Here is a 25,361-nt window from a genome sequence, read left to right as displayed (position 1 = left end):
CACGAACAGAGGAGCAGGACAATGCCAGGTCGCCTCGAGGGCAAGGTCGCCTTCATCACGGGTGCGGCGCGCGGGCAGGGCCGCAGCCACGCGGTTCGCCTGGCGCAGGAGGGCGCCGACATCATCGCCATCGACATCGTCGAGCAGATCGAGTCGAACCCCTACCCGCTGTCCACCCCGGAGGACCTCGCCGAAACCGTCACCCTGGTCGAGAAGCTCGGTCGGCGCATCATCGCCACCAAGGCCGACGTCCGTGAGCGCGACCAGCTCCGCGAGGCGGTCAACAAGGGCGTCGCCGAGCTCGGCCGCCTCGACATCGTCGTCGCGAACGCCGGCATCCTGCCGATGGCGATGGGCGACCCCCAGGCCACCGACTTCATCGACGCCGTCGACGTCGACCTCATCGGCGTGCTGAACGCCGTCGCGGTCAGCGTCCCGCACCTGCCGGACCGCAGCTCCATCATCGTCACCGGCTCGACCGCGGCCATGTTGCCCAACACCACCGACAACCCCGCGATGGGCCCAGGCAGCGCCGGCTACGGCTGGTCGAAGAAGATCCTCATCGGCTACGTCGAGGAGATGGCGCTCCACCTGGCCTCGAAGTTCATCCGGGTCAACGCCATCCACCCGACCAACGTCAACACCCACCTGCTCCACAACGATGGGCTGTACGCGCAGTTCCGGCCGGACCTGGAGAACCCGACCCGGGAGGACGTCGAGCCCGCGTTCGTCGCGTTCCAGGCGATGCCGATCCCCTACGTCGAGCCGGTTGACATCTCCAACCTGGTGCTGTTCCTCGCCTCGGACGAGTCCCGGTACATCACCGGCCAGCAGATCCGGGTCGATGCCGGCTCCCTGCTCAAGTTCCCGAACGGTCCCACAGGCTGATCTTCGCCGNGCCTCGTGGAAGGCAGTGCTCGGGCCGCGTCGAAGTGCTCGCCGAGCACCGCCTCCCACGAGGTTCCAACGTTCGACTCCGGGGCCGCTCACTGGTCTGCCGGGGGGCCGAGGAGGGTTTCGAGGGGCTGGGTGTAGGGGTTTCGGCGGGGTCTTTGGGTCGGGTCGACCCAGAGAGGTGCGAGGAACTCGGGTCGGCGGTCGGCGCCGAGTCGGACGGTCCAGCCGTGGTGGTGGAGGAAGCGGTGGTGCCAGCCGCAGACGAGCACGAGGTTGTCCAGGCAGGTGGCGCCGTTGTCGGTCCAATGCCGAATGTGGTGCGCCTGGCACCAGCTCGGCGGCCTGGTGCAACCGGGGAACGCGCAGCAGCGGTCGCGGGCGACCAGGGCGCGGCGCAGGTCGGCCGGGACGGTGCGTTGTGTGCGGCCGACGTCGAGGGGGACGCTGTCCGGGTTGAGGACGATGCGGCTGACCTCGGCGTCGCAGGCCAGGCGGCGTAGCACGGAGCGGGGTAGCGGCTGGCCCCAGCTCGTGGACGCGGCCGGCCCGCCGCGGCCGACCAGTGTCGCCCAGGGGACGGTGACGGTCAGGTGGGGGCGCACACCGCCGGAGACGGGTACCGATGAGGCGTCGAGGGCGCGGTGCAGAAGCTCGACGAGCGCGTCGGCTCGGCGGCGGGCGGGGCTGCGAGGGTCGGGCGTGCCATCGACGGCGGGGCTGGGGGCGGCCAGGCTGTCGAGGGCGGTGCGCAGGAGAGCGGCGCCCTCGGCATCAAGTTCACCGCTGATCCGGGTCATCCCGTCGGACAGGTCGGTGATCGACAGGTGGCGGCGCGACGCCGGATCGTCTCCATCGGCACCACCGCCGACGTTGCCGCCGTCGGGATTATGATCATTTCCGCCGTCGCCGTCGCCGTCGCCGTCGCCGTCGCCACTACTACCGCTGTTGTTGTCGGCGGGGTCGGGGCTGTCGCCGCCAGGGCTGGTGTCGACGTCGGTAAGCCGTTCGCGGATGTGGCGGCCGAGGAGGGCGAGATCGGCGGGGTTGAAGGTGTCCGCGCACCGGAGCAGGAGCGCTTCGGCTTCACGTCGTGTGCCGACGTCCACTCCGCGGGGTAGGGCGCGCAGCGCCGCGTGGATCGCGAAGGCCTGGTCGACGCTGATGGTGCCGGCGGTCAGGGCAGGGCCGGTAGCGGTGAGGTCGCCGTCGACTGCCAGGGCGAGACCGAGTAGCCGCTGGGCCTCGGCGGGGCGGATCCGCAGCCGGGCGCGCAGGAGCGCAGCGGTGCTGGTGGCACCCTCGCGTTGAGCGCTGCCGCGGCCGTGCAGCTCACGGATCAACCCCAGACGCAGCGCGGCGAGCCGGGCCAGCAAAGCCGAGCAGTCCAGCACCGCGCTGTCCAGGTCGCCATCGGACAGGGACCAGCCGGGCATGTCCACCGCCTGCCCGGCCAGCTCGTCGAGCCCGGACAGCGCGGCAAGCAGCCGTGGACAACCCGTCCGGTCAGTGCCGAAGGCGGAAGCCGGGACGGCGTCGGGGCCGGGGTCGGGGGTGGCGGCGAGGTCGGAATCGGGACCGGGGGTGGAGTCTGCGTCGGCGATGGGGTCGGGGTCGGCGATGGGGTCGGGGTCGGGGTGGGAGTCGGCGTAGGGGTCGGGAACCGGGCTGGGAGCTTCGCGGCCGGGGCTGGGGCCGTGCGTGTTCATGAGTCAACGGTAGATCCCGGACGCTTGAAAGTCGAACGTATGTTCGTATCCGTGAGCGATGTGGGGAAGCGGCCCGCCGCATGCCGCCGGCCCGTCCATGTCCCCAAGGCTGCGACTGCCTGCGGAGAGTGGGGCGGGCGACGAGAAGATCCCCAGCGCACTCGTCGCCGGGTACGGCCGCTGCGACTGCCAGTGAACAGTGGCGCCGGGCGGCGAGGGGCCGGTGCAGATCGCGGGCCGGGACGGCGATTGCGGGTGGGGCGGCGGCTGACGGTGGGGCGGCGGCTGAGGGTGAGGTGGGGCCGCGCCGGCGGCGAAGCGTTCGGTCCGGGGTGCGCCGGGTTCCGCGCGATCGTCGGTAATGTGGATACGGATTTCCGACATCCGGCGGATAATCGTCGGGGTTGGGAGGGTGACAACGCACGCCATCCCGACTCCGACCAAAAGGAGCGTGCCTGTCAAGAAGAGCGTTACCCCATGGTGGGGTGCCGTCCACGGTCGAAGTCCCGTAATGTCGGGCACACAGCATCGTGAATGAGTGATTCCAGGAAAGCCCCGAAACGGGTTCCGGCGAAATACCCAGCCTTTCCGGGGGCGTTCCGGCGGCAGCCCAGGTCGTTTCCCCGACCGGGGCCGCGCGTGGCGATCGCTCGCGAAGCCACCGATGCTGACGTGTCGCGGCTCGGTGGAGGCAGGTCGGGTCGCGGCGTCCCTCGCCGTAAAGGACGTGACCATGACAGTGATGGCCAGGTGGCGGACCCGCCGCCGACGGATCGCGACGACAACGGTGGCCGCGCTGCTGACCGTGACCGCCGCCGGGGTGGCCCAGATCGCGACCAGCTCGGCCGCCGAGGCCGCCACCCCCTCGGCCGCCAGTCCCACAGTGACCGGGCCCGTCACCGGCGGTAAGGGCGTTCCCGTGCTGGGCGCCACCGCCTTCGACTTAGGGAAGGTCGGGTACCGGCAGTCCGAGTACTTCCTCGCCGGCTCCGCGAAGGCCTACCAGGCGTCGGGCACGCTGGGATCGGACGGCAAGTGGACCGTGACCCCGGCCGCCACGGCGCCCTACACGACCCGGATCGTGGTCAACCGCCCGGTCGACGCGAAGAAGTTCAACGGCACCGTCGTCGTCGAATGGCTCAACGTCTCCGCCGGCTACGACGGAGCCCCGGACTGGACCGCCGCCCACAACCAGCTCATCCGGGACGGCTACGCCTGGGTCGGGGTGTCCGCGCAGGCGGTCGGGCTCAACGCGACGAAGAACGCCGACCCGGACCGCTACCAGGCGCTGTCCCACCCCGGTGACAGCTATTCGTACGACATCTTCTCCCAGGTCGGCCAGGCGGTGCGGAAGTCGGCCGGCACGGTCCTCGGCGGGCTGGCGCCGAAGAAGGTGCTCGGCGACGGCGAGTCGCAGTCGGCCTTCCGGCTGACGACCTACGTCAACGCCATCCACCCGCTCGTAAACGTTTATGACGGGTATCTGCTGCACAGCCGCGCCGGCACCGCGAGTGCGCTGTCCCAGGCCCCGGAGCGCCCCGACATCGCCGCGCCGGCGGTCGTCCGGATCCGACCTGACCTCGCCGTCCCGGTCCTGACCTTCCAGACCGAGACGGACCTGCCGACCGGCCTGCTCGGCTACGTCGACGCCCGCCAGGACGACACCAACCGGTTCCGCCTGTGGGAGGTCGCGGGGACCGCCCACGCCGACGCGTACACCATCGGCATCGGGGCCACGGACGTCGGCGACGGACAGGGCAGCGTCGCCGCGTTCAACGCGCTGCGCAACCCGCCGACCGGGGCCGCCGGCTTCTCCTGCGCCAAGCCGATCAACGCCGGCGAGCAGCAGTACGTCCTGCAGGCCGCGTTCTCGCAGCTCAACCGCTGGGTCACCACCGGGCAGGCGCCGTCGAAGGCACCGCGGCTGCAGATCGCGAACAACGCCTACGTTCTCGACGCCAACGGTAACGTGAAGGGCGGCATCCGCACCCCCGCGGTCGACGCTCCGGTGGCGAAGCTCTCCGGGCTCGGTCAGGACACCGGTTCCTCCTCGTTCTGCGCCCTGTTCGGCACCACCGTCCCGTTCACCCCGGCGCAGCTGCACGCCCTGTACCCGTCGCACGGCGCCTTCGTCGCCGCCTGGACGAAGGCTACGACCAGCGCCGTGAACGCCGGCTTCATCCTGCCGGCCGACGCGAAGCCGCTCGTGGCGGCGGCGGCGTCATCCACCGTGCCCGAGTGACGGTCGTTCCCGCGTGACGGTTGCCGACTGCACCTGACCGCCGCAGACCGCCGACCGCCCATCCCCGGCGCGTGGGGATGGGCGGTCGGCGCGGGCGACCTGTGATCCCGCCGGACGGAAGCCGGGTGGCAGTCAGCTGCCGCCGGCGGGGTCCCGGCCACGCCGGGTGAAGGACTGCGCCGCATCCGCGGCGCGGCGCAGGTCGTCGCCGCTGATCACCATCTCGGCGGCGTCCCCGGCGAGGGCGGCGGCGCAGTGGAGGTCCCCACGGGCGGGTATCGGTTCCACCCGCAGTACCGCATATGCGCGCCCGAGCCAGGACCCGGACCGGGTGACTGTCGCCGAGGGTGGTCCGGGCATGGCCGGGCTGGTGATGTCGAGGGTCACCTCCGGCTCGGGGGGCCCGCTGCTTGTCTCCTGCCGCATCCATCGGGACAGCTTCAGCAACGCGTCGCCCTCTGGCCGCGTGTGCTCCGAGGTCGTGGCGAACAGCAGGTCCGCTCCCACCGCGGTCAGGTGAATTTCGACGCCGTCGTGGTCGGCGAGTACCCCGTCGACCACGACCGCGAGCCGTGCGGTCTCCAGAAGAACCGCGTAGCAGTCGACGCCGATCGGGACCGGCACCGCTGGCAGCTTGCCCGGTGACTCGCTCATCGCCGACCCTCTCCATCGGCTTCGCCGGTTCCCCGAATCCGGCGTGCNGCCCGAGCCGCAGTGCGCAGCGCCGAACCGTCGAGGACGGTCCGGCCGGTCTGCCCGGCGGCGCGAACGGTGCAGAGTACATCGCCGGAGCGCGGAATTGGCGCGGCCCAGACCCAACCGTGCGATCTTCGCCGGTCTGTGGTGTAGATGCCACTGAAGGGCGACAGATCGAGAGTGAGATCCGGCTCTGTTGGCCGAAGCGCGCATTGCACCAGAACGGCCGCCGGTCCGCGGGTGGACCAGACCGGAGCACCCGGCGTGGCGTCTTCCCGCCCCGCTCGCGCTGCGGGCTCCTCGTCGGCGCTCAGGAACCGGGTGATTGCCGGACCCACCGCGAAGAACCCGGCCATGAACCCGGCTGCCTGCGCCTGCACCCCATGCAGCACGACCACAAGATCCAGCGTCTCGATCAGCCGCTCATAGACGTGGATGCCACCGGGAATGACCTGGGGGTCGGGGAACGCCGGAGCCCGGCCGGCGCCTGTTTGCGCTTTGTCGGTCAACGGCAGTAGATGCTGACGGTGTTCGAGTAGTCCGTGGCCGAGGAGCTTCCAGAATCACCGGAACCGAAGCCTGCGACCTCGGTGCGCCACTGCTGGGGGCTGCTTGACCCGATGCACAGCCGGCTCGCCTCGGCGCTGATCACTCCGACACCGCCACGTGCGGTGCCGACCAGGCCCACTCGTTCCCAGACATTGCTGGAATCGTTCCAGTGCTTGACATAGACGGTGATGCCCTGGGCCGCGATCGGGCCGGAGCACTTCTGTTCGCCGTATCCGTAGATCGTTCCACCGGCATAGGTCGGATCGCTGGGGTAGATGGTGCAGGTCCATTCGATCGCCTGGGTGGATGCGCCTGATGCGGTTGCGCCTGATGCGGTTGTGCCCGATGCGGTTGTGCCCGCGACCGGACCTCCCGCCCGGTAGGAGTGGGTACCGGCAGCCCGCAGATCGAAGCCGACGGGAGGAGGGGCGGGCTGGGCGGCCTGGACGGGCGCGGCGCCCAGCGCGGTGCCGATCCTCACACCGAGCGCGCCGACTGTCCCCACCGCGCGGCGCGAGGGGCTCGGGAAGCTACGCATCTTTCTCCTTCGGAATGTTTGTGAATACGTGAAGTGTGAAGTGAAAGGAAGCGCAATGTGATGCGCGTCGGCGCGTCATGGTTCGCCGTGAGCTGACGCGCCGTAGGTATAGGTGGTGGTGCGGTCGGTCGGGCCGAAGAACGCCACGACCTCGGCAATGCGGCTTTCATCTGCCGAGAGGGTGATCACGTCGAGTCCCTCAAGCACGCGATGGCCGTTGGGAAGACACATGGCCCACTCGAAACGTCCGTAACCGTGATGGAGATCGATCGCACTGATCCGAACTGGCCGCAGGGTCGGGTAACTGCGGGCGATCCGGCCGAGGAGCTCGGCGACCGCAGGTCTGCCCTGCGCCTGTCCGATCGGGTTGGTATAGCGTACGTCCGGGGTGCAGCTGGCCGTCAGCGCCGCTTCCCGGCGTAGCGGATTTGTTTCAGTCCAGGCCGAAAGTAGGGTGCCGACGAGATCGACCCCGGACCGGGGAGTCCTGGTCAGGTCGGGGAGGTCGCCTGGACGGTCCCCATCGTGGGCGGGTACGGGAGGGATCATCGAGGCGTGAACCTCCGCGCGGCCTCGGCCCGTTGCAGTTTGCCAGACGGGGTTTTCGGGATGGATCCTGGCGAGAGGACGACCACCGCGTGTGGCATAATTCCCAGCGCGGCCTGGACCTCATCGAGAACCAAGGTGCGAACGCGTTCGGGATCGTCCGTTCGGCTTTCGACTGCAATGGCGAGACCTTCGCCGTCTCCCAACGGCCCCCGGCGCGCGAAGCCGAAGGCGACCGCGTTGCCCGGCCGCACTCCCGGCACCCGGGCTGCCGCTCGCTCGACTTCGTCCGGGTAGATGTTGCGTCCAGCGAGGATGACAACGTCCTTCATGCGGCCCGTGACCGCGAGTTCGCCGCCGGCCTGGTAACCCAGATCTCCGGTGCGGAGCCAACCCTCGGGGAGGAATCGCGCCGAGGTCGTCTCGGCGTCACCACGGTAGCCGGCCGTCACCGAAGTCCCACGGACTTGAATTTCGCCGACCTGGCGTTCGGGTATCGGGCGACCGGTCGTTTGATCGACAATCCTTGCTTCGAGCCCTTGGACCGGACTGCCGAGCAGAGGTATGCGTCGGACGCGGCCGGCCGGCGGCGGCGTCCTGCCCTCGTTGCTGACGCTGATCCCCGGCCTGGCGGGGGCTCCCGGTGCGGCGCCATCAGGCATCGGTACCGCTATTCCGTGCCGTTCGAGATCCTCCGCGCCCACCACGTCGCAGCGCAGTCCGTGGCCAACAGGAGAGATTGCCACGGCGACCGTCGCCTCGGCCATCCCATAGGCGGGTACGAACGTCGCGGGGTCGAGTCCGTGTCTGCTCCCTGCCGCGGTGAAGGCGTCCACAACGTCGGGGTCTATGAGTTCCCCACCGGACAGCGCGCAGCGCAGTGACGACAGGTCGAGTGTGGGGCCGGTGGCGAGCAAGCGGGCTGCGAGAGCGTATGCGGCGTTTGGACCGACGGTCGCGGTGGCCCGATGGCGGTCCACCCGTCGCATCCACTCGGCGGGTCTGGCCAGGAAGTCGGCCGGGCTGGACAGAATGACGTCACATCGTCCGCAGGTCAGAGGCATCAGAAGGCTCCCAACCAGCCCCATGTCGTGGGATAGCGGCAGCCAGGACAGCATTCGGCCATGGATGGACTCGTGCCCGGTGGCCCGCTTGATCGCGTCGATGTTGGCGGCAAGATTTGCATAGCTGATCTGCACAATCTTCGCGGCGCCGGTCGTCCCGCTCGTCAGTTGGAGGATAGCCGGGTCGTCGTCGGAGCCGGCGGGGACCATGGTGATGGGTTCGGGTCCGGCCAGCGCTGTGGACAGCACCCCGGGCAGGTCGGTAACAACGCGTCCGGGGCGGGTCAGCCCATCGATCGCGCCGGTCCACGGGTCGCCGACGAGGACAACTGGCTCGCCGAGGTAGTCCAGCCGGGCGCGGGTAGCCGCAAGGTAGCCGGCCGGGGTCGTGGCACGGGCCGGCGACGGCAGAAAGGTGACACTGGTGCCGGCAAGCCAGCCTGCGAGGGCAGCCACGACCGCGGGCCGCGACGTCGGCGCCAGAATGCCCAGGGGATGGCCTGAGCCGGCGCCGATCTCCTGCAGCGCTGCGGACAGTCGTAGGGCGTCGTCGTACAACTTCGACCATTCGACCCGCTGCACATCCGTGCCGTCGAGAAACGTCACCGAGCCGGACTGGTTGGCGGCTCGTTCGATCGCCTCGATTAGATATGTCAACTATCGTCCCGATCCGCCGGGCCAGCCGGAGATCCGGCCGGGGGTCGTTTGCGAGGGTTCTTTGCCGGCCGGCCTACCGTGAGCCGGCCCGGTCCCGGTACACGGCGAGGATCAGCCGATCCCAGTAACGGCCTTGGTAGTACTCATGATCGACCAATCTGCCCTCCGTCCGCAGCCCGTTTCCCAGAGCGCTTGCGAACTGTGGCAGGTTAAATTCCGGGAGCTCAAAGTAAAGTTTACGAAAAGGCCAGACATCGAAGACGTATCGGATGAACAAACGGACCGGCTCGATCGCTATTCCTGATCCTGTGTAGCGGCCGCTGACCGCGGCGCCCACGTAGGCGTGTCCAAGTGCAAAGTCCGGGTTGTAGCAAATTACATTGCCGACAGGTTCGCCAGTCTCAACTGACTCCACCAGGAACTGGGAGAGCATTCCTTGCCAAAGTTCCTGCTCGAACTGTGCGTAGCTGGGGACCGAACCTCGATACCGCCACCGGAACCCGGTCTCCGGCGAGATCGCGAGTTCGTAGAGGAACGGGGTTGACGCTGGGAGAAGCGGCGCGAGCCTGAAGTACCGTCCGCTACGTTGCGGCGGCCGAGGCGGCGTCGGGTCCGCGAGGCCCCGGCCGCCCTGCATCGCGGCGGTCGGCGGCGGAACGCGCTGATCAATGCGCAAACCGGCCGGGTCCGTGACCTCTCCACCATTTGGGGCTCCGGAACCCGTGTCCGGTGACTGCACGGTGAACGGCCCGTTCGGGAAGCGTATCCGCGATGCGGTCGACGGCGCCAACATATCGGGGAACGGGGGTTGCGTCTCGGGTGTCACCGGCTCGGGCCGGTGCGATCCGGCTAGGCACTGGTCATAGAGCTCGCCGACCGTACCGATGCGCAACCAGGCCCGTTCCGACAGGTCGACGCCCAGCCCGGATATCGCGGCGTGCAGCTCGAGCAGCGCGAACGAGTCGAGTCCCAGGTCCGCGCCGAGGCGGGCGCCGGAATCAGCCTGTTCGGCGTCGACTCCCGCATGGCGGGCGACGAAGGCTGCGAAATCCTTTTCAGCGAGCATGACCCTCCGACCCATCGGACAGGCAGCAGGACACGAACAACATCTACTGTCAGGCAGACCGCACATGGACATGTCCGGATGAACCGCCGGTAAAGTTCGGGCGACCCTACGGGGGTTGCCCGACCATGGAGGGGTGTAGTCGGATGAGTACCGTCCGGAGTCGCTGAGCATAACAGCCTGTATGCCAACGAAGGCAANGAATTGATGAGAAATTGTGAGGGCTGGAACGCGGACGCAGCCTGGCTCGTCTGGATCCATCCCGTAGGCCCTGAGCCGTCGGCGCGGATGACCCCGTCCAGGGTTTGTTCAGGGTCCCGGCAAGCTTGCTGGGTAGCGGCTCATGGGCCGTGCCGGGGGTTTCCGGTGAGACTGGGTCGTGGTGGGTTGCGGATTGGACCCCGAAACAAGACGGGTACGACCCCCAGGCGATCATGAAGGTTTCTCTGCCATCCTGATCGTCCCGAGGTGCCATGCCCGCCGCACCGAAGGAGCACGCGAGGCGATCCCGTTGTGCCTGCGCTCCCCAGTGCGAGGTGTTCCCGGTGAACCCGTCGCGTTGATGGGCGCCCGCCGCACCTGAGCACCGCCGACCGCCGAACCGCCCATCCCCCAGCGCCAGTGGGGATGGGCGGTTCGGCCATCCGAGGATGGGGTCTCGCTCTCAGCCGAGGCGGTCCCACGCGGCGCGTTCGGCGCCGGCGGGGTCGTCCTCGATGCGCGTGGGGACGTCGAACAACATGGTGGCGCGTTCGGGCAGGGAGTACGGCGGCCAGGGGAGGTCCGGCCCGGCGGCGGGCCGGCCGTCGCGGGCGAAGGCGACCCAGGCGTCGCCCATCCGCGCCGCGAGCGCGCGGCGGCCGTCGGAGTCCTCGGCGTCCGCGCCGAGGGCGGCGGCCGTGGCGGTGTCCACCGTGTCGAAGAAGAACGGGACGTCGAGACCGTGCGACGCCCGCAGCGACGGGTCGAGCGGGGTCTCCCAGTCGAACCGGTACATGTACACCGCCGCCCGACCCGCGGCCAGACGGGCCTGCGCCAGCCGGATGGCGGGCAGCCGCACGTGACCGTCCGTCGCCACCGCCACCCGCACTCGGTCCGCGCTCAGCTCCGGCCGGGCGGACTGGTAGGCCTCGACCACCCTGACGATGTCGGATCCGAAGGCGTTGACCAGGTGGGCGAGCTCCGCCTCCGCCCGGGGACCGGGGCGGCCCATCGTGGCCAACGGCAGGAACATGCTGTACTCGTCGCGGGTCGTCCCGATGAGCAGCGGGACGTCGGGGGCCAGGCCCGCACGGACCGCCGCGAGCGGCTGAGCAGTGATGATCTTCCCGTCGGGGACGGGGTAGAGGCCGTTGTCGATGCCGCCCATCGCGGCGGCGGCGTCCACCAGCCGCTGCGCCGGCAGCGTCAGCACCTGCGCGGCCTGGTCGGGACGCAGGCCCAGCAGGTCGAGCGCCCGCGCGGTGACGGACCGGGCGTGGGCGGGGTCGGTGCCCCGCAGGCCGAACCACCCACTCATGATCACGGCACGGTGGAACAGGCCGTGGGCGGACGGCATCGCCAGCAGGGTCGCGACCTTGGAGCCGCCCCCGGACTCGCCGGAGATCGTGACGTTGCCGGGATCCCCACCGAAAGCCGCGATGTTGTTCCGGACCCACTCCAGCGCCTGCACCAGGTCGAGTGCTCCGGCGGCACCCGATGCCGCGAACTGTTCGCCCAGCAGGTCGGCCAGGTACAGGTAGCCCAGGATGCCGAGCCGGTGGTTGACCGTGACCACGACGGCGTCCCGGCGGGCGAGGGCCGCGCCGTCATAGACGGGCCAGGACGCCGAACCGGTCGCGTGCCCCCCGCCGTGGAAGTAGACGATCACCGGCCGGCGGGCGCCGTCGGCCGCCGGGGTCCACACGTTCAGCACCAGGCAGTCCTCGGACATCGAGGGCTCGGGGATGCCGCCGAAGACCGCCAACGCCCCGGCCGCCGCCGCGGGCACCGTGGGCTGGGGGCTGGAGGGGCCGACGGCCAGCGCGTCGCGGACGCCGGTCCACGGCCGCATGGGCGCCGGCGGCCGGAACCGGCGCTCGCCGCCGGTCGGCGCGCCGTACGGGATGCCGAGAAAGGCCAGCACACCCGCGTCGACACGCCGGCCGCGCAGGCGTCCCGCCGAGGTCGCGACGATCGGCCCAGGGTCGCCCGCCCCCGCCGCGCCGTGCGCCCCCGCCGCGTAGTCCGCCCTGCCCGTCTGGTCCGACCCCACCGTGTCATCCACCTCGACCGCGTCGTCCATTTCCGGACCGTATCCGGGCGGATGCGCCGGCGCTCGGGCGAGCTAGCCCGCGGACACCCGGGCGTGGAGCTCGCGGATCGCCCGGCGGGGATCGTCGTCCACCCGGGACACGGCGTCGAAGATCATGGTGGCGCGCCCGTCGAGCGTGTATGGCGACCAGGTGGGCAGCCCGGGGTGGTCCGGAACGCCCTCCTGGGCGAAACGCACGAACGCCTCGCTGATCGCGCGGGCCACATTCGCGTTCTCGGGCCGCTCACCGGCCATCGGGGTGAGCGGGTAGTTGTCGAACACGAACGGGATTTCACCGCCGTGGGTGGCCCCGAGAATCCCGCCGAGGGCGGGTGTGGCGAAATCGAAACGGTAGACGTAAACGGGGGCGCCGGCCGCGGCGATCTTCCGTTGGGCCCAGTCGATCCCGCCCCACCACATCACCCGGTCGGTCACGAAGGCACACGCCAGCTCGCTCGGCGTCGCGTCCGGCCGCTCCGCCCGGTAGGCGCGCACGAACTCCGGCCCCGCGGCGCCGAACATGCCGCCGGCCAGCGTGGCCAGGCCGGCGTCGTCGAGGGAGCCGAACCACGGCATCCCCAACATGATCATCTTCATGTCGTCCCGGGTCGACCCGACGAGGACGGGGACGTCGGCGCCCAGCGGCGAGGCCTGCGGATCCATCGGGTGGGCGGGCAGGACGTGGCCGTCGACAACCGCCTGGAAGGGCATGAACTGCTCGCTGCCGGCGGCCCCGGCGAGCCCGGAGTCGATCGGTACCCCGATCGACTCCGCCTCCTTGATCAGCAGCTCGGCCGGCACGTCGTGCAGCTTCGCCACGTCGGCGGGGGCGATCCCGAGCCGGCCGAGCAGCTCCTCGGCGTTCGCGGTCGCCACGTCCGCCGGGCAGGAGCGGATCAGCGGGCCGCTCATCACCGCCGCCCGGTGGAACAGACCCTTCGCCGCCGGCATGCCCAGCAGGATGGAGGTCTTCGACGCGCCGCCCGAGTCGCCGAACACCAGTACCCGGTTCGGGTCGCCACCGAAGCCGGCGATGTTCTCGCGCACCCACCGCAGGGCGAGCACGATGTCGAGCATGCCGGCGTTGCCCGCGTCGCGGTAGCGGTCCCCGGCCAGCTCGCCGAGGTGCAGGAAGCCGAGCGGCCCCAGCCGGTGGTTGATCGTGACGACCACGGCGTCGCCCCGGGCGGCCAGGGCGGTGCCGTCGTAGAGCGGCCAGGAGCCCGAGCCCGTGCTGAAGGCGCCGCCGTGCAGCCACACGAGCACGGCGCGGGCGCGCTGCTGGTCGACGCCGCCGGTCCAGACGTTGAGCACCAGGCAGTCCTCGTCCTGGGCCGGTTCGTCCCCGGCCAGGCCGTGCAGGAACGTCAGGAACGGCGCCATCCGTGCGGTCGCGGCGGGATCGGCCGCGCCGCCGCCGCCCGCCTCGGCCGGGCGTGCCTGCGGCGCGGTCGGACCGTAGGATAAAGCGTCGCGAACGCCCGTCCACGGCTCGGGCGGGCGGGCCGGTTGGAACCGGTTCGCGCCGGCGACGGATCCGCCGTACGGAATTCCCTTGAAAACGTGCACGCCCGCTGGTGTCGTCGTGCCGCGAATCCGGCCGCTCGACGTTTCGATGACGATATCCGGCATGATCGGTCCTTTCTCGCGTGGGCCCGCTCCCGGGCGCGAGTGAGGTAGCTCGATGCACCGGAAATTAGGCGCCGACCGAAGGCGTGTCAACACTGTTCACCGAGTCCGGTAGCGACCGGTTGACGTGGTCGAGGCCACTCTGAAACGCTGCCCGGTACCCGCACGCGGGCCGCGGGTACCGGGCGGGGCCGTGGGCGTCGGCGCGGGGCTGGGCTGGGCTGGCCCGAGGGCAACAGAGGACGGAGCTGTCTGATGGGCGCGAGCGAGCTGTCCGGGAACGTCGATTCCGCACCGTTAGCCCGCTGCGCGGCGGCGGGGGCCTGACGGGGATGGCCGAGCCCATCGCTGCATCCGTTCCATCCACGGCATCCGTTCCATCCACGGCATCCGTTCCATCCACGGCATCCGAGCCGTTCACGGCATCCGAGTGGTCCACGGCGGCCCCTGGTCTGGGCCAGGCCGGCCGGCTTGCCGGGCGGGTCGCCGTCGTCACCGGTGCGGGCCAGGGCTTGGGCCGGGGGATCGCCGAGGCGCTGGCCGACGAGGGCGCCGCGGTGGCCCTGCTCGGCCGCACCGAGTCGAAGGTGGTCGCGGCGGCCGAGGAGCTGTCGGGCAAGGGTGCCCGGGTGCTGGCGGTGCGCTGCGACGTGGCCGACCGGGCCGACGCGCAGGCCGCGGTCGCGGCGACGCTGGCCGCGTTCGGCGGGGTCGACATCCTCATCAACAACGCCCAGGGCGGGAACAACACCGTCCGCATCCCCACGGTCGACGCCACCGATGCCCAGCTCCTCGAATCCTTCGAGACCGGCCCGCTGGGCAGCGTGCACATGATGCAGGCCTGCTTCGCGGCGTTGCGGGACTCCGGCCACGGCGCCGTCGTCAACTTCGGGTCCGGGATCGGGGTGCGCGGCGCGCCCGGCCTGCTCGGATACGCGATGGCGAAGGAGGCCATCGGCGGCCTGACGAAGGTCACCGCCATCGAGTGGGGCCGCTACGGGATCCGGGTGAACCAGGTCTGCCCGGCCGCCTGGTCGCCGGCGGCTGAGGAGTACATGAAGCAGAGCCCCGAGCGCTGGGAGCTGCAGCGCCGCCAGACTCCGCTGCGTCGGCTCGGCGACCCCTACGCCGACATCGGCCGAGCGATCGTCGGCCTGGTCAGCGACGACATGCAGTACCTGACCGGGGCGACGCTCATGCTCGACGGCGGCCAGGTCCTGCTGCGCTGAACCGACCACGAACATTCCGCGGTAACGGCCGGTCGCGGCGCGCGAGAAGGATTGCGACGCCCCTGGCCAGTACGGACCGGAAGGAGACGGCGATGCCGGACAACCTGGTGGGCAAGACGGCGATCGTGACCGGCGGTAGCAGTGGCATCGGCCTGGCCAGCGTCGAGGCGTTCGTCGCCGAGGGCGCGCACGTGGTCATCGGCGACATTCAGGACGAGCGCGGCCGGGCCGCCGCCGAGCGGCTCGGCGACGCCGCGCTCTACGTCCACGCGGACGTCTCCGACGACGATCAGGTCGCCAACCTGGTCGACACCGCGGTGCGGCACTTCGGCGGCCTGGACATCATGTTCAACAACGCCAGCGGCGCCGGCGATCAGGCCGGGTTCGTCGACCTCGAGCCGGACGGGCTCGACCGGTCGCTGCGCCTCATCGTCGGCTCGGCCGTCTCCGGGCACCGCCACGCCGCCCGCGTGTTCATCGAGCAGGGCCGTGGCGGCTCGATCATCACCACGAGCAGCGGTTCGGGGCTGCGTGGGGGCCTGGGCCAGCCGAGCTACACGATCGGCAAGCATGCCGTCATCGGCGTGGTGCGCCATGCCGCAGCCGAGCTCGGCCGGCACGGCATCCGCTCCAACGCGATCTGCCCCGGCATCACGATGACGCCCGTGATGGGCATGGGCATCGCCCGGGACCGCCGGCCAGCCTTCATGGAACACCTCGCCGAGGCGCTGCGCGACGAGCAGCCGGCCGGCCGGGTCGGGCAGCCCGAGGACATCGCCGCAGCCGTGGTGTTCCTGGCCAGCGACCTGTCCCGGTTCGTCAACGGGGTGATCCTGCCGGTCGACGGCGGCGCCGACGCGGTGAGCCTGGGGCGCTACTCCGAGATCACCACCGCCGTCCGGGCGGACTTCGGCGGCCGCTGAGGCAGCCCTCACGGGCGCGTCACGGGGCCGGCTGCGCGCCGGTGCGCAGCCGGCCCCGCGGCGGGCTGGGGTGATGCGGGTCAGGTCACGACGATCCGCACGGAGGCGACGTTCGGAATGCGGCGGTGCACGGCGTCGCGGTCGCCGTCGCGGTGCGACCACACCCGGGCGGTCGCGAACCGGGTGCCCGGCGTCGGGTAGGTGTGCGTCCTGGTCAGACTCACGGCCGTGGGGGTGCCGACGACGTCGGCCGGGTCGGCGAACGAACCCGAGCCGTCGAGGTCCCACTCGACCGCGACGATCGTGCCGGCCCCCGGCGGCACCTCGGCGTCCACCCGCAGGGTCACCGCCGTGCCGGCCGGCACCTCGGCCCGCTCGCCGCCGTCCACCGTCGCCGAGACCACCGGCTGGATGCCGCCGCGCTCGGCCGCCCTCGCCGGCAGCACGACCCGCCCGTCGCGGAACTCGTAGTGCGATCCGGCCGGCTCGACCCCCTGCTCCACCCAGGCGACCAGGTCGAGCAGGCTCTGCTCGATGACGGGCAGGTAGTCGATGAGCCAGGTCGAGGTGGCCCGGTCGGGCGCCGAGGGCAGGTACGCCGGCGGGATGTGCTCGGCGTTCTCGGTCCAGCGCAGGCGGAACCGCTCGCCGGCCGCCTCGGGGCCCCGCACGGCGCGCACCGCCGCCTCGTAGACCAGCCCCTGCGGCGGCCACAGCGAGGCGTCGTGGGTGTGGTGCACCCACAGCAGCTTCCCCTCGTACTGGCCCGAGTAGGCCACGCCCATCAGCGGCGACATCGTGGGCACCCGGTTCTGCGGGTAGATCGGGCGGCCGTCGGGGCGCAGGAAGTCGAACGCCGGCTCGTCCATCAGGTGGTGGCGGTAGTAGTAGCAGAACGCCAGGAACCGGCGGTTGTCCACGTGGATCTCGTCGCCGACCTCGACGTCGCGGAAGCGCAGCAGGTTGGCCTCGGCGACGCCGTCGGCGCTGAGCAGGTCGCCGGCGTGGCCCATGCAGTAGAGCTGGCGCCCCTTGGCCTTTCCGCTGAGCAGTTGCAGGCCCGCGCCGAGGCGGTAGCCGTCGCCGAGACCCTCGACCTCGATCGCCATGGGCAGATCGGGCCCCGCGCTCATCAGCGACGCCATCACCCGCAGACCGCCGTATTCCGGTCCGGCGTAGGCGGGGTCGGTCAGTAGCTCGCCTCCGGTGACGACCCGGCTCACCGTCGTGGTCACGTCGAGGAGGTCGTCGGCGACGGCGTCCGGCGCGTCGTGGCCGATGTAGCCGGGCTTCGTCCAGAAGGACGTGAAGTAGTCGGCGTCCTCGCTGGCGAGCCGGTCGGCGATGGACGACCACAGCCAGATCTGCCCCATCGGCGAGAAGATCATGAACTCGTCGCCGCGGGGGTAGCCGAGCTGGTAGAGGTTGGCGAGCTCCTCGCGCTGGTGCGTGGTCAGCCCGGCGTAGGGGTCGCCGCTGCCGCCCGGCCGCATCGCGTCGACGACCCCGGCGGCCTGGCGGCGCAGCAGGCGCTGCACGTTGAACATGGACGCGAAGGCCATCACCTGCGCGCCCTTCATGAGCGTGGTGACGCCGTGCGCGGCGATCTCGCCGCCGCCCATGAACGGCAGCGCGCCGTCGTAGACGCCGGTGCCGTACTCCAGGCACAGCGGCGAGCGCCGCCCGCCGCCGCTGCCGCCCCAGACGTAGGCGTGGTGGGGCGGGGCGCCGTAGATCTGGGCGGCGACGTGCTTGGAGAACCGGGCGGTCTCGACGCTGGCGCGGTGGCCGTAGAGGGTGGGGTCGTCGCCGCCGCGGGGGTCGATGTCGTCGCCGATGTGGCCGGAGTTCGACTCGACCATGTAGCCGCCGAGCCGGGAGATGAGGACCAGCCCGCCGATCACGTCGCCCATCGGGCCACCGAAGGCGTCCTCGTGGCCCGCGTGGGCCCCCTCGAGCGGGTGGAACAGGCGGCCGTCGTAGGAGTCCTCGGTGGGGAAGTAGAAGGTGAAGCGGGTGTCGGTGTCCTGAAAACCACCGTGCACGTGGCGATGGGGTAAGGGGCTCTCGCGCCAGACGTCCGAGTCGATGTAGGGCGAGCCGAAGAATGAGTCTGCGGGAATGTAGGAGGCTACCTCGATCTTTCCGTCCACGTCCATGACAGCAGTCATCCTCCACGCGTTTNGTGGGGCACTGGGAATGCCGGCCGCAGCCGTCGCCGGGCGACCGGTGCGGGCGCAGCGTACGTCCGCGGTGACCGCCAAGTCAACGACGTTCACCTGCTCGGGTAGGCGGGTCGGACGGGCACCGACGAGTGCCTCAGGAAAGCGCGGTGCGACCTCCGGAAGGGCCATGGACATCAGCCATCCGGGCGGTACCGTCCTCGCATGACGACCACTTCGGGTATCCCGGCTCCCCAGCCCAACGGCAACGTCGGCTTATCGTCCGAACGCCCCTCGCCGCCGCGGTTGGAAACCCGCGACCTGTCGGTCGGCTACGGGTCCACCCCGGTGGTGCACGACCTGAATCTGGTCCTGCGGCCCGGGGAGGTCGTGGCGCTGCTCGGGGTCAACGGCGCGGGCAAGACGACCACGGTCCGGGCGCTGGCGGGGGAGCTGCGGCCGCTGCGCGGGGAGGTGCTGCTCGACGGGCGCCGCACGACCGCGCCGCTGCACCGGCGCGCCCGCGGCGGGTTGCGCTACATCACCGAGGAACGGTCGGTGTTCATGGAGCTGTCCGCGGCCGACAACCTGCGCCTGGGCGGGGGCGAGCGCGATCGGTGCCTGGAGCTGTTCCCGGAGCTGGCGCCGCTGCTGCCCCGCCGGGCGGGCCTGCTCTCCGGCGGCGAGCAGCAGATGCTCACCCTGGCGCGCGCGCTCGCGGCCGACCCCCGGGTGCTGCTCGCCGACGAGCTTTCGCTCGGGCTCGCGCCGCTGGTCCTCGAGCGCCTGCTGCTGGCCGTGCGCGCGGCGGCGGACCGGGGCGGCGCGGTGCTCCTGGTCGAGCAGCATGTCCGGGACGCCCTCGAGGTCGCGGACCGCGCGTACGTGCTCAGCCATGGGCGGGTGGTGCTGGAGGGCGAGGCCCGTGAGCTGCGCGGCCGCATCGGCGAGATCGAGCGGACCTACCTGTCGAGCGCCGAGCTGGCGACCGACTGAGCCCTCGTCCGGCGGCGGGCCTGGCACTTTGGTGAGGTGAACACTGTTGACAGCGCGGCGGGGTGAGGGCAGGGTGAGCGGACTCGATCTATGAGGTGAGTCACATGGGACAGCGATTGGTCCTCGTCTCCGCCGACGGTCACACCGGAGCTCCCCCGCAGGCCTACCGCGACTACATCGAGCCGGAGTTCCTCGGCGATCTCGACCGCCTGACGGCGGAGAACGACGAGTGGCTGGCCGTCGTGATCACCGCCGGCGGCTCGTCCGACGAGACCCTCGAGGTGATCGACGGCCGGCAGGCGATCCGCACCGGCGGCGAGCTCGGCGCGTTCGACCTGGACCGGCGGGTACGTGAGCTCGACGCCGAGGGCATCGCCGGCGAGCTGCTGCTGTCGGGCCACCAGATGTGCACGCTGCCGTTCTTCGGCGTCGTGAACAACCCCTACCCGCCGCGGCTGCGCGCGGCCGGCACCCGGGCCTACCACCGCTGGCTGGCGGACGCGATGACCACCGCGCCCGGCCGGTTCTACGGCATCGCGGAGGCGGGGCCGTGCCTGGACCTGGCGGCGACCGTCGCCGAGCTGGCCTGGGTGGCCGAGCACGGATTCGTCGGTGTCCTGTTGCCCGGCATGGTCGCCGACCCCGCGCTGCCGCCGCTGCACGACCCGTACTACGACCCGTTCTGGGCGGCCTGCGCCCGCCTCGGGCTGGTGGTGACCGTGCACGCCGGCTGGGGCGGGGTCCAGGGCCAGTTCCAGGCGTTCCTGCGGCAGGTGCACGAGGCGATGGGCGGGACCGGCGAGATCGACCTGAACCTGCAGCAGCGGCTGCGGGAGCAGATGGACGCCCGCGCCGACTCGCCCCTGCAGCTCGACCTGGGGCCGCGGCGGGCCATGTGGCAGCTCATGCTGGGTGGGGTGTTCGACCGCTTCCCGGACCTGCGCCTGGCCCTGACCGAGGTGCGGGCCGACTGGCTGCCGGCGACCCTGCGGCGCCTCGACGAACGCGCCGCCCGCCTGGGCGGCGCCCTGAAGCGGACGCCGAGCGAGTACTTCCGGCTGCACTGCGTGGCGATTCCCTCCTCGCCCCACCGCGCCGAGATCGAGATGCGGCACGAGATCGGCGTGGGGCGGCTGCTGTTCGGCGTGGACTTCCCGCATCCGGAGGGGACCTGGCCCAACACCCGCGACTGGATCCGCGCCGCCTTCGCCGGCGTGCCCGAGGGGGAGGCCCGGGCGATCCTCGGCGAGAACGCCGTCGACGTCTTCGGTCTCGACCGGGCGGCGCTGGCCCGCGCGGCCGCCCGCATCGGCCCGCGGCCCGAGGAGGTGCTCGGCGAGCACGAGGTCGACCCGCGTCTGCTCGCGCACTTCCACAAGCGCTCCGGGTACGCCCGCCCGGCCGAGGACGTCGACCTGGCCGCCGTGGACCACGCCTGGGACGACGACCTCGTCGCCCTCGCTCACGGCGACTGACCACCCCCAGCCGCTTCAGCCGCCCCCGACCGCCCCCAGCCGTCTCCAGCCGCTTCAGCCGCTTTCAGTCGCCCCAGCCCCTGCCCCGCCTGCCCCCACCCTGTCTGCCCCCGCCCTGCCCCGCCTTCACCGCCGGCCGCCATCCGTGCCCCCGCGCCCCCGTGCCGGCCTTCACCCGACGGCGCCGAATGCCGCCGAGAAATCGATCCGTGGAATATCCGGCGCGGATCGGGACGCCGACCCTGTTACGCCTTCTGCTGCCTGCATTCAGGAATGATTACGAGACGCTTCGCCAATACTTGCGGACCGGGATGCGAGCTGGTAGAAAGCAATCGGTAGCCCCGGTATGAAACAGCTCACACCTCTTCTGGTAAGGTTCGGGACCCGTGGGGAGCACATGGTCGGGAGCAGGAATTTACGCACGGCGACGATTGTCGTCGGATTATGTCTCGCGCTAGTACTGGCGGCATGCGGAGGATCGTCGTCGAGTGACGGCAGGGGTGGCTCGCCGAGCGCGCCGGCGGCTATTACGTCGAACGTCAGCGCCAAGATCATGGTGATCGGCGACCTGACCAGCACCATTCCTTTCAAGGTGCCGGAGGTCGTGCCGGTGGCGCGCGGGGTGCTCCGCGGTTTTCCCAACGTGCGGATCGAGACCTGTGACGCGAAGGGAACGTCCGGCGGCTATCAGATCTGCGCCCGGCAGGCGATCAACGAGAAGGTCGCCGGGGTGATCCAGGGCTTCGTCACCGCCCAGGACCAGACGGCGCTGACCAAGGCCGGCATTCCGGTGGTNGGGGTCAGCGACGACACGAGCCCCAACTCCTTCCCGGTCAGCTCCTCGTTCGCGCTCTACGTCTCCCTGGGGGTGGGCCTGGCCAAGACGGGCTGCACCAAGCTCGGCATCGTCTACCTCGACGGCTCGGACTTCCTCATCGACTACATCAAGCGGGGGTTCGAGTCCCGGGGCGGCAAGGAGGTCGCGCGAGCCCCGGTCGCGGCCAACGCCGCGGACCTGTCGCCCGCGGTCGCCAAGCTGACCGGCGCCGGCGCCACGTGCGTGGCGGTCAGCCTGGTCCCGAGCGGAGCGGCGCAGGCGCTCACCGCCCTGAGGCAGAGTGGCCGCACCCTCACGATCGGTGGAATCTCGGCGATCTTCAACGAGGATCTCCTCAGTTCGCTGGGCAGCCTCGCCGACGGCCTCATCGTCGTCGACAGCCAGCTCAACTCCCATGACACCGCCGCCGGCGGGATCGGGCAGGTGCAGGCGGACGCGCGGGCCGTCGACTCGAAGACCAAGCTCACCGAGCAGGCCGTCGTCGCCTGGATCGCCGCGCGGCTCGTCGGATCCGCGCTGCGCAGCACCACCGGCGAGGTCACGCCCGCCTCCCTCACCGCCGCGCTCAACGGCCTGCGCGGCGTGGACCTCGCGGGCGTCGTTCCGCCCTGGACCTCGCAGCCGCTGGACAACCCGTCCTTCCGCCGGGTGTTCAACCACTACGGGATCAACTACGAGATCTCCGGGGGCAAGGCGGTTCGCAAGGGCGACTTCTACGACATCGCCCCCATCCTGCGAACCAAGTGATCCACGGGGGATCGAGATGACCGAGGTATTCAGATTCGCCGCGCTCGGCGTGGGTGCCGGCGCGCTGTACGCGCTGGCCGCCGTCGGACTCGTCCTGGTGCACCGCGGGTCGGGTGTGGTCAACTTCGCCCAGGGCGCGATGGGCATGGTCGGCGCCTACGTGTACTTCGAGGGCCGCGGGGCCGACCTGCCCGACGCCGTCTCGGTGGTGCTCGGGCTGCTCGCCGCCGCCGTGCTCGGCGCGGCGTTCCACCTGCTGATCCTGCGCCGCATGCGGGGGGCGTCCGGCCTCGCCCGGATCGTGGCGACCCTCGCCCTGCTGGTGGTCCTGCAGTCGGTGGCGGTGCTGCGCTACGGGGACCTGCCGAAGGTGATCCCGTCCATGCTGCCGATCAGACCGGTCAGTGTGTTCGGGGCGCAGATCGGCCGGGACCGCCTCTACATCCTCGCCATCGTCGTGGTGCTCACCGCCGCGCTGTGGGCCGTCTACCGGTTCACCAGGTTCGGCGTGGCGACGAGCGCGGTGGCGGAGAACTCCCGGTCGGCCGCGGCCCTGGGTGTCTCGCCGGATCTCATCGGGGCGGCGAACTGGGCGGTCGGCGCGGCCCTCGGCGCGCTCGCGGCGATCCTGCTCGCGCCGATCACCGGACTCGGGCCCGCGAACCTCACCTACCTCGTCATCCCGGTGCTGGCCGCGGCGGTGGTGGGACGGTTCGCGTCGTTCCCGATCACCCTCGCCGCGGGCCTGGTGATCGGGATAGGGCAGTCCGAGGTGACGCGGTATGTCACCGCGCCCGGTCTGGCGACCGCCATCCCGTTCGTCCTCGTCGCGGTGGTGCTGCTCGCCCGCGGGCGGACGACCGCCGGGAAGGGTGACAGTTTCGGCCGGATGCCGCGGCTGGGCGCCGGCCGTCCCCACCGGCTCGCGACGGGAGTCGCGGTGCTCGCGTCGGTCGTGTGCATCTGGTGGCTGCTGCCCGCCGCGTGGGTCAACGCGTTCGGTCTCCAGATGATCGTCGCGATCATCCTGATGTCCTTCGTGGTGGTCACGGGCTACGCCGGTCAGGTCTCCCTCGTCCAGATCGGCTTCGCCGGGGTCGGGGCGCTGATGACGGCCTGGCTGGTGGCCGACCACGGCTGGCCGTTCTGGCTCGCCGCCCTCGCCGGCGTCCTCGCCGTGGTGCCGGTCGGGATCGTGGTGGGCCTCGGCGGGCTGCGCACCCGCGGGGTCCACCTCGCGATCCTCACCCTGGGACTGGCGATCTCGCTGGAGGCCGTCGTGTTCGGCAACCCCCGCTACACCGGCGGGACGGAGGGTTACCAGGTCGGCGGGATCCGCGTTTTCGGGCTGGCGGTCGACGCGCTGTCCTTCCCGAAGCGATACGCGAGCCTCGTCCTCGTCGTCCTCGTCGTCGTCGCCCTGGCGATCGTCAACCTGCGCCGGTCCCGCGCCGGGCGGCGGCTGATCGCGGTGCGGACCAACGAGCGCGCCGCCGCGGCGCTCGGCATCTCCGTGGTCGGCGCGAAGCTCTACGCCTTCGTCCTGGGCGGGATGATCGCCGCCCTCGGCGGCATCCTGCTGGCGTTCCACGATCCCGTGCCGAGCTTCGGCGCCTTCGCGGGCCTGCAGTCGGTGACGGCCCTGCAGAACGCGGTCCTCGGCGGCGTCGGGGCCACCACGGGGCCGCTGGTGGGTAGCTCGTTCGCCCCGGGGACCCTCGGCCAGCAGATCTTCGGGTTCCTCGGCGCGAAGGTGGCGCTCTACCTGGCGCTGGCGAGCGGGGTCGGGCTGCTGTTCATGCTGACCTCCGCGCCCGACGGCCTGGTGTTCCTGCGCCACCGCGCCGACGACCGGTTGCGCGCGCTGCTGGCCGACCGCCTTCCCCGGCAGCTGCCCGGGCTCCGGCCACGCGCGCGGCGGGCGACCACCCCTGCACCCGATTCGCCGACGTCCGCATCCCCGACGTCCGCATCCCCGACGTCCGAGGTCGGGGGGGCGGGGCGCGCGGTGGGCCGCGAGCAGCATCGCGTCCCGCCGTTGGCGCTGGAGCTGCGCGGGGTGTCGGTGCGCTTCGGCGGCGTCGCCGCGCTGCGCGAGCTGAGCCTGCGCGTGCGCCCCGGCGAGGTCGTGGGCCTGATCGGGCCGAACGGCGCCGGCAAGAGCACGACGATCGACGCGATCACCGGTTTCACCACCCTGGCCGGCGGCGAGGTGCGTCTCGGCGAGACGCGCATCGACGGCTGGAGCCGCGAACGGCGGGCGCGCGCGGGGCTCGGCCGGTCGTTCCAGTCACTGGAACTGTTCGAGGACCTCACCGTCCTGGAGAACCTGCAGAGTGCCTGCGACCGCCGGGACAGCCTCGCCTACGTCACCAACCTGGTCGTCCCGGACCGCGGCCGGCTCACCCCCGCCGGCTGGGCCGCGGTCGCCGACTTCGGGCTCGCGCCGTTCCTCGACACGCCGGTCCAGGATCTCGGCTACGCCCACCGGCGGATGCTCGCGGTGGCCCGTGCCGTGGCTGGCGGCCACAGCGTCCTGCTGCTCGACGAGCCGGCGGCCGGCCTCGGTGATGCCCAGACCCGCGAGCTCGGCACGGTCCTGCGCCGGCTCGCGGACGAGCGCGGGATGGCCGTCTTCCTCGTCGAGCACAACGTCGACATGGTGTTGCGCACCTGCGACCGCGTCTACGCGCTCGACTTCGGGGCGCTGATCGGCGCGGGCACGCCGGCCGAGATCAGCGGTACGCCGGCCGTCGTCGACGCCTACCTGGGCACCGCCCGATTCCGGGCCGACGGCGTGCCCACCGGCGTGCCCACCGGCGTGCCCGACGGCGTGCCCGACGGCGTGCCGACGGACATGACCCCCGACGTGGCGATGAGGAGACAATCGGCATGAGCGAGGAACTCACCTGGCTGCCCGCGTGGCGCATCCGGGAACTGATCGGCAAGCGCGAGGTGTCCTGTGTGGAGGTCACCGAGCACTTCCTGGGCCGCATCGAGGAGTTCAACCCCACCCTGCGCGCCTTCGAACAGGTCGACCGCGCCGGTGCCCGCGAGCAGGCCCGGCGCGCCGACCGGGCGGTGGCCGCCGGCGAGGCCCTCGGGCCGCTN

17 protein-coding genes and 2 pseudogenes are annotated in these 25,361 nt (G+C 71.3%); 10 read left to right on the top strand and 9 right to left on the bottom strand.

All coding sequences use genetic code 11. From position 1 onward, the window contains the following. Positions 1-21 precede the first annotated feature (21 nt). Positions 22-888: a mycofactocin-coupled SDR family oxidoreductase gene (locus UK82_RS23690; protein WP_044887197.1), complete on the top strand. Its 867-nt coding sequence runs from the start codon at positions 22-24 to the stop codon at positions 886-888. A 98-nt stretch (positions 889-986) separates the two neighbouring features. Here UK82_RS23690 and UK82_RS23685 read toward each other — a convergent pair whose 3' ends face one another. After that, entirely contained in the window at positions 987-2,603 is a 1,617-nt protein-coding gene (locus UK82_RS23685) for an HNH endonuclease signature motif containing protein (RefSeq protein WP_055409412.1), read from the bottom strand. A gap of 733 nt (positions 2,604-3,336) precedes the next feature. Here UK82_RS23685 and UK82_RS23680 point away from each other — a divergent pair. Beyond that, positions 3,337-4,845 (top strand): alpha/beta hydrolase domain-containing protein, encoded by a 1,509-nt coding sequence (locus UK82_RS23680; protein ID WP_083507329.1) that lies wholly within the window; start codon positions 3,337-3,339, stop codon positions 4,843-4,845. Between the two features lie 132 nt (positions 4,846-4,977). Here the strand turns inward: UK82_RS23680 and UK82_RS23675 are convergent, their stop codons facing one another. The 7 genes from UK82_RS23675 to UK82_RS23645 all read right to left on the bottom strand — a co-directional run bounded on the left by UK82_RS23675 (position 4,978) and on the right by UK82_RS23645 (position 13,883). Beyond that, positions 4,978-5,499, bottom strand: a complete 522-nt coding sequence (locus UK82_RS23675) for a hypothetical protein (RefSeq protein WP_055409410.1) — start codon at positions 5,497-5,499, stop codon at positions 4,978-4,980. A 547-nt stretch (positions 5,500-6,046) separates the two neighbouring features. After that, positions 6,047-6,628 (bottom strand): hypothetical protein, encoded by a 582-nt coding sequence (locus UK82_RS23670; protein WP_152989998.1) that lies wholly within the window; start codon positions 6,626-6,628, stop codon positions 6,047-6,049. Between the two features lie 75 nt (positions 6,629-6,703). Beyond that, on the bottom strand, positions 6,704-7,177 hold the full coding sequence (locus tag UK82_RS23665) for a nuclear transport factor 2 family protein (RefSeq protein WP_052681351.1): 474 nt from the start codon (positions 7,175-7,177) through the stop codon (positions 6,704-6,706). Beyond that, positions 7,174-8,895: an AMP-binding protein gene (locus tag UK82_RS23660; protein ID WP_044887194.1), complete on the bottom strand. Its 1,722-nt coding sequence runs from the start codon at positions 8,893-8,895 to the stop codon at positions 7,174-7,176. Before UK82_RS23660 ends, UK82_RS23665 begins: the two co-directional genes overlap by 4 nt. A 73-nt stretch (positions 8,896-8,968) precedes the next feature. Beyond that, positions 8,969-9,961, bottom strand: coding sequence for a hypothetical protein (locus UK82_RS23655; RefSeq protein WP_044887193.1), 993 nt, complete (start codon positions 9,959-9,961; stop codon positions 8,969-8,971). A 661-nt stretch (positions 9,962-10,622) separates the two neighbouring features. Next, positions 10,623-12,242: a carboxylesterase/lipase family protein gene (locus UK82_RS23650; RefSeq protein WP_052681350.1), complete on the bottom strand. Its 1,620-nt coding sequence runs from the start codon at positions 12,240-12,242 to the stop codon at positions 10,623-10,625. Positions 12,243-12,284: 42 nt separating this feature from the next. Next, positions 12,285-13,883: a carboxylesterase/lipase family protein gene (locus UK82_RS23645; RefSeq protein ID WP_044887192.1), complete on the bottom strand. Its 1,599-nt coding sequence runs from the start codon at positions 13,881-13,883 to the stop codon at positions 12,285-12,287. A gap of 449 nt (positions 13,884-14,332) precedes the next feature. On the opposite strand from UK82_RS23645, the gene UK82_RS23640 reads away from it, so the two are divergent. Together UK82_RS23640 and UK82_RS23635 are read left to right on the top strand one after the other, a co-directional pair. Beyond that, a complete protein-coding gene (locus tag UK82_RS23640; RefSeq protein WP_044887222.1) occupies positions 14,333-15,109 on the top strand; it encodes an SDR family NAD(P)-dependent oxidoreductase in 777 nt (258 codons plus the stop codon). Positions 15,110-15,201: 92 nt separating this feature from the next. Beyond that, positions 15,202-16,032 (top strand): SDR family NAD(P)-dependent oxidoreductase, encoded by an 831-nt coding sequence (locus UK82_RS23635; RefSeq protein WP_044887191.1) that lies wholly within the window; start codon positions 15,202-15,204, stop codon positions 16,030-16,032. 80 nt (positions 16,033-16,112) lie between these two features. Here the strand turns inward: UK82_RS23635 and UK82_RS23630 are convergent, their stop codons facing one another. Beyond that, positions 16,113-18,191 carry a tannase/feruloyl esterase family alpha/beta hydrolase gene (locus UK82_RS23630; RefSeq protein WP_055409406.1) on the bottom strand — a complete coding sequence of 693 codons (2,079 nt, stop codon included), beginning with the start codon at positions 18,189-18,191 and terminating at the stop codon, positions 16,113-16,115. A gap of 228 nt (positions 18,192-18,419) precedes the next feature. Between UK82_RS23630 and UK82_RS23625 the strand changes: the two genes are divergently transcribed. From UK82_RS23625 to UK82_RS39795, 6 genes and pseudogenes are all read left to right on the top strand, one after another. Then, positions 18,420-19,190, top strand: coding sequence for an ABC transporter ATP-binding protein (locus UK82_RS23625; protein WP_173667345.1), 771 nt, complete (start codon positions 18,420-18,422; stop codon positions 19,188-19,190). A 104-nt stretch (positions 19,191-19,294) separates the two neighbouring features. Beyond that, entirely contained in the window at positions 19,295-20,665 is a 1,371-nt protein-coding gene (locus tag UK82_RS23620; protein ID WP_055409402.1) for an amidohydrolase family protein, read from the top strand. Positions 20,666-21,011: 346 nt separating this feature from the next. Then, a pseudogene (locus UK82_RS42090) lies at positions 21,012-21,460 on the top strand (hypothetical protein); the annotation flags it as partial. Position 21,461: 1 nt separating this feature from the next. Continuing rightward, on the top strand, positions 21,462-22,250 hold a 789-nt coding region (locus tag UK82_RS23615; protein WP_236706354.1), incomplete at its 5' end, for an ABC transporter substrate-binding protein. Between the two features lie 16 nt (positions 22,251-22,266). Beyond that, positions 22,267-25,146 (top strand): ABC transporter permease subunit, encoded by a 2,880-nt coding sequence (locus UK82_RS23610; RefSeq protein ID WP_055409400.1) that lies wholly within the window; start codon positions 22,267-22,269, stop codon positions 25,144-25,146. Further along, positions 25,143-25,360: pseudogene (locus UK82_RS39795) on the top strand (amidase); the annotation flags it as partial. The gene UK82_RS23610 and the pseudogene UK82_RS39795, both read left to right, overlap by 4 nt. Position 25,361 lies beyond the last annotated feature (1 nt).

It is taken from the genome of Frankia sp. ACN1ag (genome assembly GCF_001414035.1).
Classification (GTDB): domain Bacteria; phylum Actinomycetota; class Actinomycetes; order Frankiales; family Frankiaceae; genus Frankia; species Frankia torreyi.
Note: the sequence above shows the minus strand (reverse complement) of the source record. Positions and strands in the feature narration are given on the sequence as shown.

Bases quoted from the DNA above. Each gene is read 5' to 3' on its own strand.
- UK82_RS23610 (WP_055409400.1), top strand. From the start codon at position 22,267: ATGACCGAGGTATTCAGATTCGCCGCGCTCGGCGTGGGTGCCGGCGCG.
- UK82_RS23650 (WP_052681350.1), bottom strand. From the start codon at position 12,242: ATGGACGACGCGGTCGAGGTGGATGACACGGTGGGGTCGGACCAGACG.
- UK82_RS23625 (WP_173667345.1), top strand. From the start codon at position 18,420: ATGACGACCACTTCGGGTATCCCGGCTCCCCAGCCCAACGGCAACGTC.
- UK82_RS23655 (WP_044887193.1), bottom strand. From the start codon at position 9,961: ATGCTCGCTGAAAAGGATTTCGCAGCCTTCGTCGCCCGCCATGCGGGA.
- UK82_RS23690 (WP_044887197.1), top strand. From the start codon at position 22: ATGCCAGGTCGCCTCGAGGGCAAGGTCGCCTTCATCACGGGTGCGGCG.
- UK82_RS23680 (WP_083507329.1), top strand. From the start codon at position 3,337: ATGACAGTGATGGCCAGGTGGCGGACCCGCCGCCGACGGATCGCGACG.
- UK82_RS23670 (WP_152989998.1), bottom strand. From the start codon at position 6,628: ATGCGTAGCTTCCCGAGCCCCTCGCGCCGCGCGGTGGGGACAGTCGGC.
- UK82_RS23685 (WP_055409412.1), bottom strand. From the start codon at position 2,603: ATGAACACGCACGGCCCCAGCCCCGGCCGCGAAGCTCCCAGCCCGGTT.
- UK82_RS23645 (WP_044887192.1), bottom strand. From the start codon at position 13,883: ATGCCGGATATCGTCATCGAAACGTCGAGCGGCCGGATTCGCGGCACG.
- UK82_RS23665 (WP_052681351.1), bottom strand. From the start codon at position 7,177: ATGATCCCTCCCGTACCCGCCCACGATGGGGACCGTCCAGGCGACCTC.
- UK82_RS23620 (WP_055409402.1), top strand. From the start codon at position 19,295: ATGGGACAGCGATTGGTCCTCGTCTCCGCCGACGGTCACACCGGAGCT.
- UK82_RS23635 (WP_044887191.1), top strand. From the start codon at position 15,202: ATGCCGGACAACCTGGTGGGCAAGACGGCGATCGTGACCGGCGGTAGC.
- UK82_RS23630 (WP_055409406.1), bottom strand. From the start codon at position 18,191: ATGGACGTGGACGGAAAGATCGAGGTAGCCTCCTACATTCCCGCAGAC.
- UK82_RS23675 (WP_055409410.1), bottom strand. From the start codon at position 5,499: ATGAGCGAGTCACCGGGCAAGCTGCCAGCGGTGCCGGTCCCGATCGGC.